We start from the raw sequence: 17398 nt of genomic DNA, 5'->3' as shown, positions 1-17398 counted from the left end.
CCTTGCCCCCGCCTGGGAAGGATATCCGGGGGCTGTCATCAAACTGTCATGCAAATGTCATACGCGGCGAGCCTCAATGGGCGCTCGCCCGAAGGGGACCGGACTTGCCTCAGCCTGACACCCGACCGGACCCCGCCGCCGGCGCCGCCCTCGCCCTGGGGGTTGCGGCGGTGCTGATGGCTGCGGTCGGCGCCTGGGTCGCGCTTGGGCTCGGCGGCGGCCCTGGCCAGGGCGTCCCGGAGGCCGGCCTCGTGCTCCTGGCGGGCGCCGCCGGCGCCGCCTGGGCGGCCCGCCGTTTCCGCCCCGCCCGCATCCGCCCCGCCGTCGAAGCCGCCGACCGACAGGCCCGGGAAGCCGCAGAGCAGGCCGAGGCCCGGGTCGCCACCCTGCTGGACGCCTCGCCCGACCCCCTGCTGGTGGTGTCGGCGCGAGAGCCTGATGACCTCACCGGCCTGCGCATCGAGCGCGCGAACGCCGCCGCCCGCACCCTCTTCCGTCCCGTGGCGCCCCCCGCCCTCCTGGTTTCGGTCCTGCGGGATCCCGAGGTCCTCTCCGCCGTGGACGAGGCCCTGTTCGGCGGGGTCGAGGCCGCGTGCGGCTTCACCTCCGGCGCCGCCCAGGAACGCACCTTCCAGGTCCTGGTCCGTCCCCTCCCGCCAGAGGCCGATGGCCGCCGACGCGCCGTCGTGCTGTTCCGGGACGAGACCGACCTGCGCCGCGCCGAACGCACCCGGGCGGACTTCCTGGCCAACGCCAGCCATGAGCTTCGCACGCCGCTGGCCTCCCTCTCCGGGTTCATCGAGACCCTGAGGGGCCATGCGCGCGACGACCGTGAGGCGCAGGACCGGTTCCTCGCCATCATGCAGAACCAGGCCGATCGGATGGGCCGCCTGATCGACGACCTCTTGTCCCTCTCGCGGATCGAGCTGAACGAGCACGTGGCGCCGCAGGGACGCACCGACCTGGCCCTTGCCGCCGCCGACGTGGTCGACGCCCTGGGCCCCCAGGCTGCAAGGCGCGGCGTCCGGATCGAGGCGGACCTGGCCGCGCCCGGCGAGGCCGCGCTCTGCGGCGACCGCGACCAGCTGGTGCAGGTCATCCAGAACCTGACCGACAACGCCGTGAAGTACGCCCCGGAGGGCGGGGTCGTGCGCCTGACGGTCCGCGGTCCGGCCGAGCGGGAGACCGCCCTGGCGCCTATCCTGGCGGACGCCGCCCGCCTGACCCTCGTCAGCCCGGACGCCGCCAGGGGGACCTACGCCATGGTCCGGATCCAGGACGAGGGTCCCGGCCTCGCCCGGGAGCACCTTCCGCGCCTCGCCGAGCGATTCTACCGGGTCGAGGGACAGAAGAGCGGCGAACGCCCCGGGACCGGTCTTGGCCTGTCCATCGTCAAACACATCGTCAACCGCCACCAGGGCGTGCTGGCGGTGGAGAGCGCCCAGGGGCGGGGCACGGTCTTCACCGTCCTGATCCCGTCGGGACTCCCTGTAACGGAAGTGTCGCAGTAATGACCTACGGCGAAGGACGCGCGTGGCGCGCCCGAATGACTGAAGGATCGGCCCCGGGCGACCGGACAAGGGCCGCCCGGCCCGTGAGGATCCTGGACGTGACCGACCCATGCTGATCACCGTCGCCCTTCTGGTCCTCGTGGTCTTCTCCGGGGCCGTCTATGGCCTGGCCCGGCGTCGCGCCGGCGCCCTGTCCGGCGAGGGCCGCGCGCCGGTCAACTCCCGCCCGGGGCACCACGCCGCCTACGCCGCGGTCTGGACCGCCGCCCCGGCCGCCCTGGTGCTGATCCTGGCCGGATTCCTGAGCGATCCGGTGGAGGAGGCCCTGGTCTCGGCCCGGCTGCCCGAGGCGGTGCGCGCCATGGAGACCGCCGAGCGCCAGGTCTTCCTCGACGACGCCATCTCCCTCGCGCGCGGCAAGGCCCGCAGCGAGACCCCTTACTCGCCCGACGTACAGGCCGCCCTGGACCAGACCGCCGCCCAGGTGAAGGGGCTTGAGCGGACCCTGAACTTCAGCAGCCTTGCGGCCGCGGCGGTATTGGCCCTGTCCGGCGCGATCTGGGCGTTGGGCCGGATCCGCCCCGCCTTCCGCGCAAGGGCCGGCGTCGAGCGCTGGCTCCAGGCCCTCCTGCTGGCCTGCTCGGTGACGGCCGTGTTCACCACCGTTGGGATCGTCGCCTCCCTCGTCTGGGAGAGCTGGCGCTTCTTCCAGGCGGTGCCGCCCCAGGCCTTCCTCTTCGGCCTGGAATGGGATCCTCAGAGCGCCATGTACGCCGACCAGGTGGTGTCGGAGGGCGCTTTCGGGGCCATTCCCCTGTTCGCCGGCACCTTCCTGATCATGATGATCGCCATGTTGGTGGCCGCGCCTGTGGGCCTCTTCGCCGCCATCTACCTGTCCGAGTACGCCTCGGCCCGGACCCGGGCGATCGTGAAGCCCCTGCTGGAGGTCCTGGCCGGGGTTCCGACCGTGGTCTACGGTTTCTTCGCCGCCCTGACCGTCGGGCCCCTGTTCCGCGCTGGCTTCAACGCCATCGGCGCCCAACTGGTCGGCGGACCCTTCAACGACCTCGGCCTCTACCTGGGAGAGGTCCAGAACCAGATGGCCCTGGTGGCGGGCGCCGTCATGGGGGTCATGCTGATCCCCTTCGTCTCCTCCCTGTCGGACGACATCATCAACGCCGTGCCCCAGTCCCTGCGGGACGGCAGCCTGGCCATGGGCGCCACGCGCTCCGAGACCGTGAAGAAGGTGGTCCTGCCGGCCGCCCTTCCCGGGGTGATGGCGGCCATGCTTCTGGCCGTCTCCCGGGCCGTGGGCGAGACCATGATCGTGACCATGGCGGCCGGGCTCCAGGCAAAGACGACCTTCAACCCGCTTGAGACCGTGACCACGGTGACGGTCCAGATCGTCACCCTGCTGACCGGCGACCAGGAATTCGACAGTCCACGCACCCTTTCGGCCTTCGGCCTGGGCCTGACCCTCTTCGTCGTGACCCTGGCGCTGAACGTGATCGCCCTGCGGATCGTGCAGAAGTATCGGGAACAGTATGACTGACCTCCGCCCCGTAACGGACGACCTGAAGGCCGCCGTCGCCCGGCGGCTCAAGGCCCGCAACGCCGCCGAACGGCGCTTCCGCCTCTATGGCCGCATCGCCATCGCCGTCGCCCTGGGCTTCCTGGTCCTTCTCCTCGGCCGGATCGTCCAGCAGGGCTGGTCGACCTTCATCGACTACCGGCTGACGACCCAGGTCTACCTGGATCCGGCCCGGATCGACGCGGCGGACCCCGGCGGGGCCAGCTACGACCTCCTGATCGCCGAGCAGCTGCTCAAGCGGATCGGCGTGGCGGACGACGAGTACGGCTCGCGCAGCGACGCGATGAAGGGCCTCCTCTCGGGCGACCTCGGCTTCCAGGTCATGGACAAGGTGAAGGCCGACCCGGGCCTGATCGGAAAGACCCTGACCCTCTCGGCGCCGCTCAAGGCGGACGCGGGCCTCTACTTCAAGGGCCAGATCCAGCGCGCCTCTCCCGCCGAGGAGCGGCCCCTCAGCGACGAGCAGCTGGACTGGCTGGACCAGCTGAACGCCAAGGGCCTGGTGAAGTCCGGCTTCAACACCACCTTCCTGACCCGGTCCGACTCCACCGAGCCTGAACAGGCCGGGGTGCTGGGCGCAGTGGTGGGTTCGGCCCTGATGCTGATCCTGACGGCGGCCCTGGCCATCCCCATCGGCGTGCTGGCGGCGACCTACCTGGAGGAATTCGCGCCCAAGAACCGCTGGACCGACCTCGTCGAGGTGAACATCAACAACCTGGCCGCCGTGCCCTCCATCGTCTACGGCCTGCTGGGCCTGGCGGTCTTCATCAACTGGATGAACGTGCCCCGGTCCTCGCCCCTGGTGGGCGGCCTGGTCCTGGCCCTGATGTCCCTGCCGACGGTGATCATCGCCACGCGCTCGGCCCTCAAGGCGGTGCCGCCGTCGATCCGGGAGGCGGCCCTCGCCCTCGGCGCCTCGCGGACCCAGACGGTCTTCCACCATGTCCTGCCCCTCGCCATGCCCGGGGTGATGACCGGCGCCATCCTCTCCCTGGCCCACGCCCTGGGGGAGACCGCGCCCCTGCTGATGGTGGGCATGGTCTCCTTCGTGCCGGGCGTCCCCGACTCCCTGACCTCGGCCAGCACCGTCCTGCCGGTCCAGATCTACATCTGGGAGAACGCCTCGGAGCGCGCTTTCCACGAACGCACGGCCGCCGCCATCATGGTGCTGCTGGCCTTCATGATCCTGATGAACCTCGCCGCCGTCCTCCTGAGGCGCCGGTTCGAACGCCGCTGGTGACCCGATGACTGACGCAACCGTCCAGACCGCCCCACCCCCGCCCGTGCCCGCCCCGGGCGCTTCCGCGCCGACCGACGGCGCCCCGCGCATCTCCGCCTCGGGCGTCCGGGTCTTCTACGGCGAGAAGCAGGCCCTCTTCGACATCGACCTCGACGTCCCGGACCGCGCCGTAACCGCCCTGATCGGCCCCTCGGGCTGCGGCAAGTCGACCTTTCTTCGGTGCATCAACCGGATGAACGACACCATCCCGGGCGCCCGGGTGGAGGGCCGCATCCTGCTGGACGGCGAGGACGTGAATGACCGCGACCTTGACCCCGTCCTGCTCCGGGCGCGGGTGGGCATGGTCTTCCAGAAGCCCAACCCCTTTCCCAAGAGCATCTTCGAGAACGTCGCCTACGGGCCCCGCATCCACGGCATCGCCACCTCCCGCTCCGAGCTGGAGGGGGTGGTTGAACAGGCGCTGAAGCGCGCCGGCCTCTGGAGGGAGGTCTCCGACCGGCTTGACCAGCCGGGCACCGGCCTGTCGGGCGGCCAGCAGCAGCGCCTGGTGATCGCCCGGGCCATCGCGATCAATCCGGAGGTGATCCTGATGGACGAGCCCTGCTCGGCCCTGGACCCGATCGCGACCGCCCGGATCGAGGAGCTGATCGACGAGCTCCGGGCCCAGTACTGCATCATCATCGTCACCCACTCGATGGCCCAGGCCGCGCGGGTCTCGCAACGCACCGCCTTCTTCCACATGGGCCGGCTGGTCGAGGCCGGACCCACGGGCGACATCTTCACCCGTCCGGGGGACTCCCGGACCCAGGACTACATCACCGGCCGGTTCGGCTGAGGGCGATCCCATGAACGAGCACATCGTCAAGTCCTACGAGGACGAACTGAACACCCTGGGGGCGGCCTGCGTCCGGCTCGGCGGCCTGGCCGAATCCCAGCTGGGGGACGCCGTCGACGCCGTCGTGCGCCGCGACCCGGCCCTGGCGACCAAGGTCCTGCAGCAGGATGACCGCCTGGACGAGATCGAGGCCGACGTCGAGCAGAAGGCGATCCGCCTGATCGCCCTGCGCCAGCCCATGGCCAACGACCTGCGCAAGACCATGGCGGCCATGAAGATCGCCTCGAACCTGGAACGGTGCGGCGACCTCGCCAAGAACATCGCCAAGCGCACCCTGGTCCTGTCGGAGATCGAACCCATGCCGGCCCTGAGCCGCTCCATCGAGCGGATGGGGCGACTGGTCGAGGCCCGGCTGAAGGAGGTTTTGGACGCCTACATCTCCAACGACCCCGACCGGGCCATGGACGTCTGGCGGCGTGACCATGAGGTCGACGAGCACTACAACAGCCTTTTCCGCGAGCTCCTGACCTACATGATGGGCGATCCCCGGACCATCACAGCCTGCGCCCACCTCCTGTTCGTGGCCAAGAACCTGGAGCGGATCGGCGACCACGCCACCAACATCGCCGAAATCGTCCACTACGAAATCACCGGCGAGCAGGTCAGTCCCGCGGACCGGCCCCGCTCCGACGATCTCCAGGCCTAGATCCTATGTCCGTAAGCCCCAGAATCCTTGTCGTCGAGGACGACGACGCCCTCGGAACCCTGCTCCGCTACAACCTCGAGCGGGAAGGCTATTCAGTCGCTGTCGCCACCGATGGCGAGGAGGCGCTGATGCAGTCCGAGGAGACCCTTCCGGACCTGGTGGTCCTGGACTGGATGTTGCCCAAGGTCTCGGGCATCGAGGTCTGCCGGCGGCTGCGCCAAAGGCCCCAGAGCCGCAATGTGCCCATCATCATGCTGACCGCCCGGGGCGAGGAGAGCGACCGCATCCGCGGGCTCGACACCGGCGCCGACGACTATGTGGTCAAGCCCTTCGCGGTCACCGAACTGGCCGCCCGGATCCGCGCTGTGCTGAGGCGCCTGCGGCCGGGCCTTGCCGAGGACGTGGTTGTCCGCGGCGCCCTGGCCCTCGACCGCTCGGCCCACCGGGTGAGCCGCGACGGCGTCGAGGTGCACCTGGGCCCCACCGAATTCCGGCTGCTGGATTTCTTCATGCAGAACCCGGGCCGGGTGTTCAGCCGCGAGCAGCTGCTGGATGCGGTCTGGGGCTCGGACGTCTATGTCGAGGCCCGGACGGTGGACGTCCACATCGGCCGGCTTCGCAAGGCCCTGTCCAAGGGCGCGCCCGGCTTCGACCCGATCCGTACGGTGCGCTCGGCGGGCTATGCCCTGGAGGTCGATCGCCGCAAGGCCGAGGCCGATTGACCTTGGCGCCGGGCCGCGCGAAAGGCGGGCCATGAATATCCTTCTCGTCGGATCCGGCGGGCGCGAACACGCCCTCGCCTGGAAGATCGCCGCCTCGCCCCTCACCCGCCGGCTGGTCATGGCCCCCGGCAATCCCGGCATGGCGTCCCTGGGAGAGCTGCGGCCGGTCAAGCCGACCGAGATCGACGCCCTGGTGGACCTGGCCCAAGAGATCGCCGCCGACCTGGTGGTCATAGGTCCGGAGTCGTCGGTCGAGGCGGGCCTCGCCGACGCCCTGGCCCTCGCCGGGGTCCCGTGCTTCGGCCCGGTCGCCGCCGCCGGGCGGCTGGAGAGCTCCAAGGCCTTCACCAAGGCCTTCTGTGACCGCCATGGCCTGCCCACCGCCGCCTGGACGGTGTGCGAGGACGCAGGCGCGGCCCGCGCCGCCCTGGACCGGTTCGCCCCGCCCTACGTGGTCAAGGCCGACGGCCTGGCGGCGGGCAAGGGGGTCACCGTCGCCGCCGACCGCGCAACAGCCGAGGCGGCCATTGACGACGCCCTGGGCGGGCGGTTCGGCGCCGCCGGCGCCCGGGTGGTCATCGAGGAGTTCCTAGAGGGCGAGATCGGCTCGCTCTTCGTCCTGTCGGACGGCGCGACCTGCCGGTTCTTTGGGGCCGCCCAGGACCACAAGCGGGCCTTCGACGGGGAAAAGGGGCCCAACACCGGGGGCATGGGGACCTATTGCCCGGCGCCGGTCTTCACGGACGCCCTGGTCGACCAGGTCATGACCCGCCTCGCCGTCCCGGCGCTGGAGGGCATCGCCGCCGAGGGCTCGCCCTATCGCGGCGCCCTGTTCGTGGAGCTGATGGCCACGGCCGACGGCCCCCGGCTGGTGGAGTTCAACGCCCGGTTCGGCGACCCCGAATGCCAGGTCCTGATGCTGCGGTTGGAGAGCGACCTCGTTCCCTACCTGGCCGCCTGCGCGAACGGGACCCTGGCCGACCTGCCCGAGCCGGAATGGCGCGACGAGGTGGCGATCTGCGTGGTCATGGCCGCCGAGGGCTATCCCGACGCCCCGCGCACCGGGACCGCCATCCTGGGCGCCGAGCAGGACTTCGGGCCCGACGTCGCCGTCTTCCATGCCGGCACCACCCGGGATTCTGACGGGATCCTGAGGGCGGCGGGGGGGCGGGTGCTCAACATCTGCGCCCGGGGCCCAGACCTGGAGACCGCTCGCACGCGGGCCTATGCGGCCATCGCCCGGATCGATTGGCCGGAGAGCTTCCACCGCACCGATATCGGCTGGCGCGCCCTGGCCCCCCGGGGCTGAGGCTCAGCCGGTGAAGTCGGTCTGGGCCAGGGTGACCAGGCCGGTCAGCTCCACCACCGTGTCGATGGCGTTGTCGCCGTCAGTGTCCGCGAAGACGTAGGTCAGGCTGGCCGCCGTATCCCGTACGGCCACGACGTCATCCGTCCCCGCCGAGATCAGGGCCGCCGCCGTCGCCTGGGCCGCGGCGAAGGAGGCGGCGTCCGCCCCTGCGCTGAAGCCGGCCGGGCCCGTCCCGTTATTGGCCGCGCCCAGCCCGAACGCGATCTTGTCGGTTCCCGCGACGAAGTCGGTGATGACGTCCCGCGCGATGGCGCTCGAGGCGGCGGTCTGGAACAGGAAGACGTCCGCGCCGGCGCCGCCGGTCAGGAGGTCCTGGCCTGCGCCGCCACTCAGGGTCTCTGCGCCCAGGCCGCCGGCCAGGGTGTCGGCGCCGTCATCTCCGGACAGGCTGGACCCGCCGGCCCCGCCGGTCAGGCTGTCGCCATCCGCCCCGCCTGTTAGGGTATCGGCCCCGCCGCCGCTGGTCAGGACGTCGGCCCCCGATCCGCCCATCAGCGACTCCGCACCGCCGCCGCCCGCCAGGGTGTCGCCGCCGGCGTCTCCCGAAAGGGTGGCCGAGCCCGCGCCGCCGGTGAGGCTGTCGGTATCGTCGCCGCCGGAGAGGCTATCCGAGCCGCCGCCGGTGGTCAGGATGTCCACGCCGGAGCCGCCGGAAAGGGTTTCTGAACCCGTCCCGCCGGCAAGGGTGTCGGCCCCGGCGTCTCCAGCCAGGCTGGCGGCGCCCGCGCCGCCCGTGAGGCTGTCGCCGTCGTCCCCGCCCACCAAGGTGTCGGCCCCGCCCCCGGCGACGGCGGTGTCCGCCCCGGCGCCGCCGATGAAGTAGTCGATGCCGCCGCCGCCAAGCAGGCTGTCGGCCCCCGCACCCGCGTCTGAAAGCACCGAGGAGCCGCCTACGGAGCCCGTGAGGTCGAAGTCGTCGTCCCCCTCGCCGCCAATCAGGGTGGCCACCCCGGCCGAGGTCATCGCCTGGACCAGGGTATCGTTCCCGAGGCCTCCGTCGATGGAGTCCGCACCGCCGCCGGCGCTCAGGCTGTCGTCCCCGTCGCCGCCCAGCAGGCTGTCGGCGCCGGCTCCGGCGATCACGGTGTCCGCGCCATCGCCCCCGAGGACGCTGTTGTCGCCAGCTCCGGCGAGCAGGCTGTCCGCCCCGGTCTCGCCGAGGACCGTGTCGCCGCCGGCGCCGGTCGAGAGCGTGTCAGCGCCGTCGCCCAGAGCCATCAGGTTCGCACCGCCGCCGTCGCTCACGCTGTCGTCGCCAGCCCCGGCGATGATGCGGTCGGCCGCTGTTCCGGCGAAGATCCGGTCATTGCCGGCGCCCCCGTCGAGAGTGTCGGCCCCACCGCCGCCGACCAGGGTGTCCGCCCCGTCCGCGCCCACCAGCGAGTCCGTCCCGGTTCCCGAGGTCACGGAGTCGTCCCCGAGGTCGCCGGAGAGATAGTTGACGCCGTCGCCCCCCGAGAGGGTGTCATTGCCCTGCCCGCCGAGCAGGGTGTCCGCGCCCCCAAGGGCCGTGATGATGTCGTCGCCCAGGTTGCCATGGGCGTAGTTGGTCCCGGCGTCGGCGACGATGCTGTCGCCGCCCTGGCCGCCCAGAAGGCTGTCGGCCCCGGTTCCGCCCACCAGGGAGTCCGCGCCCTGGTTGCCATTGACGATATCCGCGCCGCCGCCACCGGTGATCAGGTCATTTCCGTCGCCGCCAAACAGCTGGTCCGCCGCCGTGGAGCCGGTCAGGGTATCGTCCCCGAGGTCGCCGGACAGGTAGTCCCCGCCGCCGCCGCCGGTCAGGAGGTCGTTGCCCTGTCCGCCCAGGAGGGTGTCCGCTCCCGTGCCGCCGGTCAGGGTGTCCTGGCCCAGGTTGCCCTGCCCATAGTTGACGCCGTCGCCGAGGGCGAGGGTGTCATCACCCTGGCCGCCGAGAAGCGTATCCGCACCGCTGCCGCCGGCCAGGCTGTCATTGCCCTGGTTGCCCTGCAGCAGGTCGTCGCCATCCAGTCCCACCAGGGTGTCCGCCCCGTCGCCGCCGTAGAGGGCGTCGGGCGTGGTCCCGCCCGAGACGGAATCCGCTCCGAGGCTTCCGATGAACAGGCGCGAGCCGTCGGGCATGATGATCTGGCCCGCAGTCGCCCCGAGGCCGGCGATGCCGGGGGCGTTGGAACCAGACCCTGTGAAGACCACGGTCTTGCCGCCGAAGGCGAGGGTGACCGAGGCGGTCGAGCCCGTCAGGCCCAGGAAGAAGTTGGGGGCCACATAGGGAACCAGGGTGACCGCCACCGCCCGCGCCGTAGCGCCGGGGGTCGAGAAGGTCAGGGTGTCCGTCGTTGCGAAAGCCGCCGCCTGCTCGGGGGTCAGGGTCTCGAAAACATAGCTGGCCATGGGCGGTCCTTGGAACGCAGAGGGAGGCGAATGACCCTGCTTACTCCCCGCCGGTTAACGAAATCCGGCTTGGGAGCGGCATGCGAGCGTGCTTGCCGCAGGCCCCCACCGTTGGCTAAGACATCGTCACAAGACACAGAATCCAGGGGAGCGAGGCTCATGGCCATGACGCCGGAACAGGAACGCGAGGCCGCCAATACGGGCACCAAGCCCGTGGTCGACTCCCACCGCTTCGACGAAGCCTCCCTGGCCGCCTGGATGCAGGCCCATGTCGAGGGCTACGAGGGCCCGCTGGAGGTGCGCCAGTTCAAGGGCGGCCAGTCCAATCCGACCTACCAGCTGGTCACCCCGGGCAAGAAGTACGTCATGCGCCGCAAGCCGCCGGGCAAGCTCCTGCCCTCGGCTCACGCGGTGGACCGCGAGTACAAGGTCATCACGGCCCTTTACCCGACCGGCTTTCCCGTGGCCCGCTCCTACGGCCTGTGCACCGACGAGTCGGTGATCGGCACCTGGTTCTACGTCATGGACATGGTCGAGGGCCGGATCCTCTGGGACCAGACCCTGCCGCAGTACGAGCCCGCCGAGCGCCGGGCGATCTACATGGCCAAGATCAAGACCCTGGCCGACCTGCACAACACCGATGTCGATGCGGTGGGCCTGTCCGACTTCGGCAAGCCCGGTAACTACATGGGCCGGCAGGTCGACCGCTGGACCAAGCAGTACCGCGCCTCCGAAACCGTCAAGCTCGACACCATGGAGCGGCTGATGGACTGGCTGCCCCAGACCCTGCCGCACCAGGACCGAAACACCGTCGTCCATGGCGACTACCGCCTGGACAACATGGTCCTGCACCCGACCGAGCCCCGGGTCGCGGCCGTCCTGGACTGGGAGCTGTCGACCCTGGGCGATCCCATGGCCGACTTCACCTACTTCCTCATGCACTGGGTGAACGGGACCATCGCCGGCATTCCCGACCTGACGGCCCACGGGATTCCCACCGTCGAGGAGACCGTGGCCGAGTACTGCCGCCTGACCGGCCGGGACCAGGTTCCCAACGTCGACTGGTTCTTCGCCTACAACCTCTTCCGCCTGGCCGGCATCTGCCAGGGCATTGTCGGCCGGGCCCGGGACGGCACCGCCAACAGCCCGCAGGCCGCCGCCATGGAAGAGCGCGTGCCCCAGCTGGCCTCCGCGGCCTGGCATTTCGCCCAGCGCGCCGGCGCCTGATCAGGCTCAGCGGCGGGGAAGGCGCCCGAGCAGGGCGTCCAGCGCCGCCGTGTCCCCGAAGACCGCCCGGACGGGCCAGGCCGTGACCCTGGCGCGCCAGTCCGGGGGCAGGCGCACCCAATCCTTGGTCGTTGTCAACAGCCCGGCGTTGTGCGCGGCGGCCAGGGCCTCCAGCGCCTTCAGCCGCGCCGGCGTCCAGGGAGCGTGATCGGGGAAGGCGGCGAAGTCTGCGAGCTCGCAGCCGGCGGCCCTGAGGGCGCGCTCCACCTTCCAGGGCTTTCCGACGCCGGCGAAGCCAACCTGCGGGCCGGCGGGCGGCGAAGCCTCCGGCTCCAGGCGGGCGGTCAGGAGGACCGGGCCGGAGAGAGCGGCGACCAGGTCGGAATCCGGCTCAGCCAGATCCGCCGGCAGGAGCAGGACAACGGCGTCGGCGCGGGCGAGGCCCGCCGCCAGGGGCTCGCGCAGGGGACCCGCGGGAAAGACACCGCCGTCGCCCAGGGGCCATTCCCCGTCGCGGGTCTCGCCGTCGCTGACCACCAGGGACAGGGTCTTCAGGACCGAGGGGTTCTGGTGTCCGTCGTCCATGAGGATCACGTCGGCGCCAGCCTGGGCTGCGGCCAGGGCGCCGGCCGCACGGTCGCGGGCGACCCAGACGTCCACGCCGGGCAGGGCCTGGGCGAGCATCAGGGGCTCGTCGCCGGTCTCTTCAGCGGAGTGGCGCGCCGGGTCCACCCGGACGGGTCCTTCCAGTCGGCCACCGTAGCCCCGCGAGAGGATGGCGGGACGCCGGCCGCCGTCGGACAGCCGCCGCGCGAGGGCGGCGACCACTGGGGTCTTGCCCGTCCCCCCCAGGGTCAGGTTGCCGACGCAGATCACCGGGACGCCCGGGTCCACGGGCCGGCCCCGGGCGATGCGGCGGGCCGTCGCGGCCGCCCAGGCCCAGGACAGGGGCTTGAGGAGGAGGTGCAGGACCGGCCCGGGCCGCCCCTCCCGAACGTACCACCAGCGTGGGGTCGGGAGCTTCATGCAGCCCCCTCTCCCGTCAGGGGCGGCAAGAGGGGCGCCAGGTCGTCCAGGGCCGCCGAGAGACTCTCGCCTTGCCGCGCCGCATAGCCCAGGGCCGCCTCGCGCATGCGACGTCTCAGGGCGGGCTGCCCCAGCAGGCCGGCCAGCTTGCGCCGCAGGTCCGGGCCGTCGCGGGCGGTAAGCGCGCAGGCCTCGTCAAACATCTCGCCGTAGACGTCGGCCGAGTTGGCGATGTCGGGACCGGTCAGGACCGGGACCCCCAGTCGGGCCGGCTCGAGCGGGTTGTGGCCGCCGATGCCGCCGGGAAAGCTGCCGCCCATCACCACCAGATCGGCAAGGCGGAAGAAGAGGCCCATTTCTCCCAGGGTGTCCGCGATCCAGACTGGGTCGTCTGGTCCGGGGGACTGGCCGAGGGCGCGCCTCGGAGCGGCGAGGGCGGCGGCGATCTCGCCTCCACGCTCGGGATGCCGCGGGGCCAGGACCAGGAGGGCGCCCAGGCCCTCCGCCGCGCCGGCGACCAGGGTATCCTCTCCAGGGTGGGTGCTGGCCGCCACGATGACGGGCCGTCCCGCAGCGAGGCCCTGGAGGCGCTCCATTTCGGCCGGATCGAAGGGCAGCGGCGCCCCGGCCCGCTTCAGGTTCAGCTCCCGGCCGCAGGCGGCGCCGAGCTCTGTCAGCCGGGCGGCGCTGGCGCGGTCCTGAGGCAGGATGAGGTCAAAGAGGCCCAGCAGGCTGCGGGCGGAGGCGGGGGCCTTGCGCCAGGTCCCGGCGGTTCCCTCGGTGATCCGGGCCGAGACCAGGGCCAGGCGGGTCCCGTGGCGCCGGGCGGACCGGAGGAGGTTGGGCCAGAGCTCGCTCTCGGCGAAGACGCCCAGGTCCGGCCGCCAGTGGTCGAGGAAGCGTCGCACCGCCTGGGGCCCGTCCACCGGAACGTACTGGTGGACGACGCCTTCGGGCAGTCGCCGGGCCAGGAGGTCCGCCGAGGTGCGGGTGCCCGAGGTCACCAGGAGGGCGAGGTCGGGCCGGCGCGCCCTTAGGCCCTCGACGAGGGCGAGGAGGGAGAGGGACTCGCCCACGCTGACCCCGTGCAGCCACACCAGGGGCCCGCCAGGCCGGGGCTGGCTGGCGCGTCCCAGGCGTTCGCCCAATCGCTCGGGGTCCTCGCGGCCCGCCGCTGCACGCCGCCGCAGGAGGCCGGGCGCAAAGGACTCCGCCAGGCCCGCAAGGAGGCTGTAGAGGGCGAGAGGGAGGGTCACACCACCTCGTCGGGCGCGAGTTCGCAGTCCAGCTCGCCCGTCTCGACCTGAAGGGTCGCGTGGTCGATGCGGAAGATCGCTTCCAGGCCGCGCGCGGTCTCGGCCAGGAAGGCGTCCGAGGAACCTCCCTCCGGGCGCACCAGATGGGCGGTTAGGGCGGTTCGGGTGGTCGAGAGGGACCAGACGTGGAGGTCGTGGACCTCGCTCACCCCTGGCCGGGCGGCGAGCCAGGCCCGGACCTCACCCACGTCGATGCCGGCCGGCGCGGCGTCCATGGCCATGGACGCGGAGTCCCTCAGGAGGCCCCAGGCGCCGGACAGGATGACCGCCACGATGACCAGGCTGAGGACGGGGTCCAGCCAGTGCAGGCCGCCGGTCAGAAGCATGAGGCCGGCCGAAACCACCACGGCGGCGGAGACGGCGGCGTCGGCGATCATGTGCAGGAAGGCGCCCCGGACATTCAGGTCGTTCTGCCCGCGCAGGAAGAGGAGGGCGGTCAGGGTGTTGATCACCACGCCCACGGCTGCGGTGATCAGGACGGGGCCGGCGGCGACGGGACCGGGGGCGGCCAGCCTCTGGACCGCCTCCCAGCCGATGGCGCCGACCGCGGCGACCAACAGGATCCCGTTGGTCACCGAGGCCATGATCGTGGCCTTGCCGAGGCCGTAGGTGTGACGGGCGCCGGGCCGCCGACGGGCGAGGACCGCGGCTCCCCAGGCCAGGACCAGGGACAGGACGTCCGCGGCGTTATGCCCGGCGTCGGCCAGCAGGGCGAGGGAGCCAGTGGCGAAACCCACTGTCGCCTCGACCGCGACAAAGCCTGCGTTCAGCAGGATGCCCAGGGCGAAGGCGCCCGTGAAATCGGCCGGAGGCGCGCCATGCCCGTGGTGGCCATGCCCGTGGTGGCCGTGCCCATGATGGCCATGACCGTGCCCATGATGCGGTCTGCCAGGGTGCGCGCGCCCAGGGGCATGGTCGTGGGGGTGGTCGTGCTTGTGCTCGTGTTGGGGGGCGTCGTGCGGCATGGCCCTGTCTCTCACCCGAGGGCGGGGGGATCAACCGGCCGGCGACCCACCTGGGCCTCGGCCCGACGGGTGGAGGCGGCCATGCGGGCTGACCAGTCGGCGCGGAGCCTGTCGATCTCCTGCTCGTCCGCGTCCGGCGGGACATGGAAGGGTCCCTCCCAGATGCAGACCCCCCGGCCAAAGGGGGCGGCGATCATGACCCGGTCCCAGAGGCTCTCCAGCTGGATCGACGGCGAGACCGCCAGGCCGGTGAGATAGACCGGCGCCCCGGTCCGGCGGGCGATCTGCAGGGCGCCGGCGGCGACCTCCTCGTTGGGACCGCGCGGGCCGTCGGGCGTGATGATCAGGACGCCACCGCCGGCCACGTGCTGGACCGCCTCCCGGAAGGCGGCCACCGCAGCCCGCGCCTTGGCGGAGTCGCCTTTCTTGGCGGTGGACATTCGGATGGCCGGGAAGCCGGCGTACTCCAGGGCCAGGGCGACGAATTCACCGTCGGAGGAGGGTGAGACGAGACACCGCCGGCTGTCCTTGCGCCACCAGGTCTCGGCCATGCCGAGGCAGATCGGGATCCGTCCGTGCCAGAACAGGCCGATGGCGCCCTGCCCGGAGGCGAACATGGGCTCCATGGCCTCCAGCCCCTCGTGCCGCCAGCGCGTCGTGCGGCGGATCAGGATGAGGTAGCCGGCGAGGACCCGCCCGAGCAGGGCCTGGACCCAGGGCTTGCGCAGCAGTCCCTTCACGCCTTCGCCTCCACCGTCTCCAGGTCGGCTCCCCTGGCCAGGCGGGCGTAGAGCCCCCCGGCGGCGACCAGGGACTCGTGGGTCCCGCTCTCGGCGATCCGCCCGCGGTCGAGGACGTAGATCCTGTCGGCCGTCCGCACGGTGGACAGGCGATGGGCGACGAGCAGGGTGGTCCGGCCCTCCATGAGCCGGGCCAGGGCGGCCTGGACCTGGGCCTCGCTCTCGGAATCCAGGGCGCTGGTCGCCTCGTCGAGCAGCAGGATGGGGGCGTCCTTCAGGAAGGCCCGGGCGATGGCGATGCGCTGCCTCTGGCCCCCAGACAGCCTCAGACCGGCCTCGCCGGCGGGGGTGTCGTAGCCCTGGGGCAGGGCCAGGATGAAGTCGTGCGCGGCGGCGGCCCGGGCGGCGGCCTCGATCTCCGCTTCCGAGGCCTCAGGGCGGGCGTAGGCGATATTGGCCCGCAGGGTGTCGTCGAAGAGGAAGGGCTCCTGGGTGACCAGGGCGATCCGGCGACGCAGGGAGGCCAGGGTCAGGTCGCGCACGTCGCGACCGTCCAGGGTCACCCGGCCGCAGGTGACGTCGTAGAAGCGCGGGATCAGGTTGAGCAGGGTCGACTTGCCGCCCCCCGAGGGTCCGACCAGGGCGACGGTCTCGCCGCGGGATACCGTCAGGCTGACCCCCTCCAGGACCTCGGGCCCCTCGCCGTAGGCGAAGCGGACGTCCTCGAAGGCGACCCGGCCCTCGCCCCGTGGGGTTTCCACGGCGCCCGCCCGGTCCCGGACCTCGGGCTCGACGTCCAGGGCGGCGAAGAGCCGGTGCGCCGCCGACAACCCCTCGGAGAAGACGGTCTGGAGGTTGGCCAGCTGGCGCAGGGACTGGGAGGCCAGGGCCAGGGCGCCGATGAAGGCGACGAAGGCGCCGGCGTTCATGCCGCCCTCCTGCGACCTCAGCCCCGCCCAGGCGATCACCGCGGCGGTGATCAGGGTCATCAGGGTCTCGGTCGCCGGGGCTGCGCGGGCGCGGGCGTTTGCGCCGCGGACCAGGAAGTCCTGGCGGCGGCGCACCACCTCCGCGACCCGGGCCTCCTCGAAGGCCTCGCGGTTCTCGATCTTCACCACCCGGACGCCGTCGAGGCTCTCCATGATGGCGGTGGACAGGGCGGAGGTCTCGGCCATGGCGCCCTGTGCCGCCCGCGAGGAGCGCCTGGCGTAGCGCCGCATGATGACGCTTGCGATGGGGGCGGCCACGATCAGGGCCAGGGACAGGACAAGGTCATTCGAGACCATGACGCTTATGGCGCCGATCACCGTCAGGGCGTGCTGGGTATAGTTGATGATCCCCGCGGTCGCCGCCTCACGGATCAGGCCGGCGTCGTAGAGCACCGAGGAGACGAAGGCGCCCGAATGCTGCGAGCGGAGCCGGGCGAGGTCGGCCCGGACCAGCTTGCCGAACAGCTGGACCTGGACGTCGCCGACCACGGCGTTGCCGATCCGGTTGACCAGGGTGGCCTGGAGGACCTGGGCCAGGCCCCGGCCGATGGCCAGGGCGGCGATGGTCAGGGGGATGGCGAGCAGGGCGCCGGGCTTGGGCCGGGCGATCAGGTCGTTGATCGCCGGCTCAAGGATCTGCACCAGTCGGGCGCTGAGGACGGCCACGACCACGGCGCATAGGCCGGCCAGCAACAGGCCGGTCCAGCGGGGCGCCAGGTAGACGCGCCAGGTCCGCGCGAGGATCTCGCGGGTCGACAGTCGGTTGTGATCCGCCGGGGCGTTCATTC

14 protein-coding genes are annotated in these 17398 nt (G+C 71.9%); 8 read left to right on the top strand and 6 right to left on the bottom strand.

All coding sequences use genetic code 11. The features are described 5' to 3' along the window. Positions 1 to 104: 104 nt before the first annotated feature. The 7 genes from HYN04_RS10565 to purD all read left to right on the top strand — a co-directional run bounded on the left by HYN04_RS10565 (position 105) and on the right by purD (position 7914). Positions 105 to 1511 carry an ATP-binding protein gene (locus HYN04_RS10565; protein WP_241962610.1) on the top strand — a complete coding sequence of 469 codons (1407 nt, stop codon included), beginning with the start codon at positions 105 to 107 and terminating at the stop codon, positions 1509 to 1511. Positions 1512 to 1620: 109 nt separating this feature from the next. Then, entirely contained in the window at positions 1621 to 3063 is a 1443-nt protein-coding gene (pstC, locus tag HYN04_RS10560; protein WP_110450727.1) for a phosphate ABC transporter permease subunit PstC, read from the top strand. Then, positions 3056 to 4342 (top strand): phosphate ABC transporter permease PstA, encoded by a 1287-nt coding sequence (pstA, locus tag HYN04_RS10555; protein WP_110450726.1) that lies wholly within the window; start codon positions 3056 to 3058, stop codon positions 4340 to 4342. Before pstC ends, pstA begins: the two co-directional genes overlap by 8 nt. A gap of 4 nt (positions 4343 to 4346) precedes the next feature. Then, complete coding sequence (pstB, locus tag HYN04_RS10550) at positions 4347 to 5177, top strand: phosphate ABC transporter ATP-binding protein PstB (protein ID WP_110450725.1); 831 nt, start codon at positions 4347 to 4349, stop codon at positions 5175 to 5177. A gap of 10 nt (positions 5178 to 5187) precedes the next feature. After that, positions 5188 to 5883 (top strand): phosphate signaling complex protein PhoU, encoded by a 696-nt coding sequence (gene phoU, locus HYN04_RS10545; RefSeq protein ID WP_110450724.1) that lies wholly within the window; start codon positions 5188 to 5190, stop codon positions 5881 to 5883. Between the two features lie 5 nt (positions 5884 to 5888). Then, complete coding sequence (gene phoB / locus HYN04_RS10540) at positions 5889 to 6605, top strand: phosphate regulon transcriptional regulator PhoB (RefSeq protein WP_110450723.1); 717 nt, start codon at positions 5889 to 5891, stop codon at positions 6603 to 6605. A gap of 31 nt (positions 6606 to 6636) precedes the next feature. After that, positions 6637 to 7914 carry a phosphoribosylamine--glycine ligase gene (gene purD / locus HYN04_RS10535; RefSeq protein WP_110450722.1) on the top strand — a complete coding sequence of 426 codons (1278 nt, stop codon included), beginning with the start codon at positions 6637 to 6639 and terminating at the stop codon, positions 7912 to 7914. Positions 7915 to 7917: 3 nt separating this feature from the next. On the opposite strand, the gene HYN04_RS10530 is transcribed toward purD, so the two are convergent. Continuing rightward, complete coding sequence (locus HYN04_RS10530; RefSeq protein ID WP_110450721.1) at positions 7918 to 10347, bottom strand: beta strand repeat-containing protein; 2430 nt, start codon at positions 10345 to 10347, stop codon at positions 7918 to 7920. Positions 10348 to 10506: 159 nt separating this feature from the next. Here HYN04_RS10530 and HYN04_RS10525 point away from each other — a divergent pair, with 159 nt between their 5' ends. Beyond that, positions 10507 to 11574 carry a phosphotransferase gene (locus HYN04_RS10525; protein ID WP_110450720.1) on the top strand — a complete coding sequence of 356 codons (1068 nt, stop codon included), beginning with the start codon at positions 10507 to 10509 and terminating at the stop codon, positions 11572 to 11574. Between the two features lie 6 nt (positions 11575 to 11580). Here HYN04_RS10525 and lpxK read toward each other — a convergent pair whose 3' ends face one another. Genes lpxK through HYN04_RS10500 form a run of 5 tightly spaced genes read right to left on the bottom strand, consistent with a single transcriptional unit; the run spans position 11581 to position 17396 of the window. After that, positions 11581 to 12600, bottom strand: a complete 1020-nt coding sequence (lpxK, locus tag HYN04_RS10520; protein ID WP_110450719.1) for a tetraacyldisaccharide 4'-kinase — start codon at positions 12598 to 12600, stop codon at positions 11581 to 11583. Continuing rightward, positions 12597 to 13856, bottom strand: coding sequence for a 3-deoxy-D-manno-octulosonic acid transferase (locus HYN04_RS10515; RefSeq protein ID WP_110450718.1), 1260 nt, complete (start codon positions 13854 to 13856; stop codon positions 12597 to 12599). Before HYN04_RS10515 ends, lpxK begins: the two co-directional genes overlap by 4 nt. Next, positions 13853 to 14881: a cation diffusion facilitator family transporter gene (locus tag HYN04_RS10510; RefSeq protein WP_110450717.1), complete on the bottom strand. Its 1029-nt coding sequence runs from the start codon at positions 14879 to 14881 to the stop codon at positions 13853 to 13855. Before HYN04_RS10510 ends, HYN04_RS10515 begins: the two co-directional genes overlap by 4 nt. An 11-nt stretch (positions 14882 to 14892) precedes the next feature. Next, a complete protein-coding gene (locus tag HYN04_RS10505) occupies positions 14893 to 15621 on the bottom strand; it encodes a lysophospholipid acyltransferase family protein (RefSeq protein ID WP_110450716.1) in 729 nt (242 codons plus the stop codon). Beyond that, positions 15618 to 17396, bottom strand: a complete 1779-nt coding sequence (locus tag HYN04_RS10500) for an ABC transporter ATP-binding protein (RefSeq protein ID WP_110450715.1) — start codon at positions 17394 to 17396, stop codon at positions 15618 to 15620. The genes HYN04_RS10505 and HYN04_RS10500 overlap by 4 nt, the downstream gene beginning before the upstream one ends. Between the last annotated feature and the right edge of the window lie 2 nt (positions 17397 to 17398).

It is taken from the genome of Phenylobacterium parvum (assembly GCF_003150835.1).
GTDB lineage: Bacteria > Pseudomonadota > Alphaproteobacteria > Caulobacterales > Caulobacteraceae > Phenylobacterium > Phenylobacterium parvum.
The sequence above is the reverse complement of the archived record's forward strand: the minus strand, read 5'-3'. Positions and strand labels throughout refer to the sequence as shown.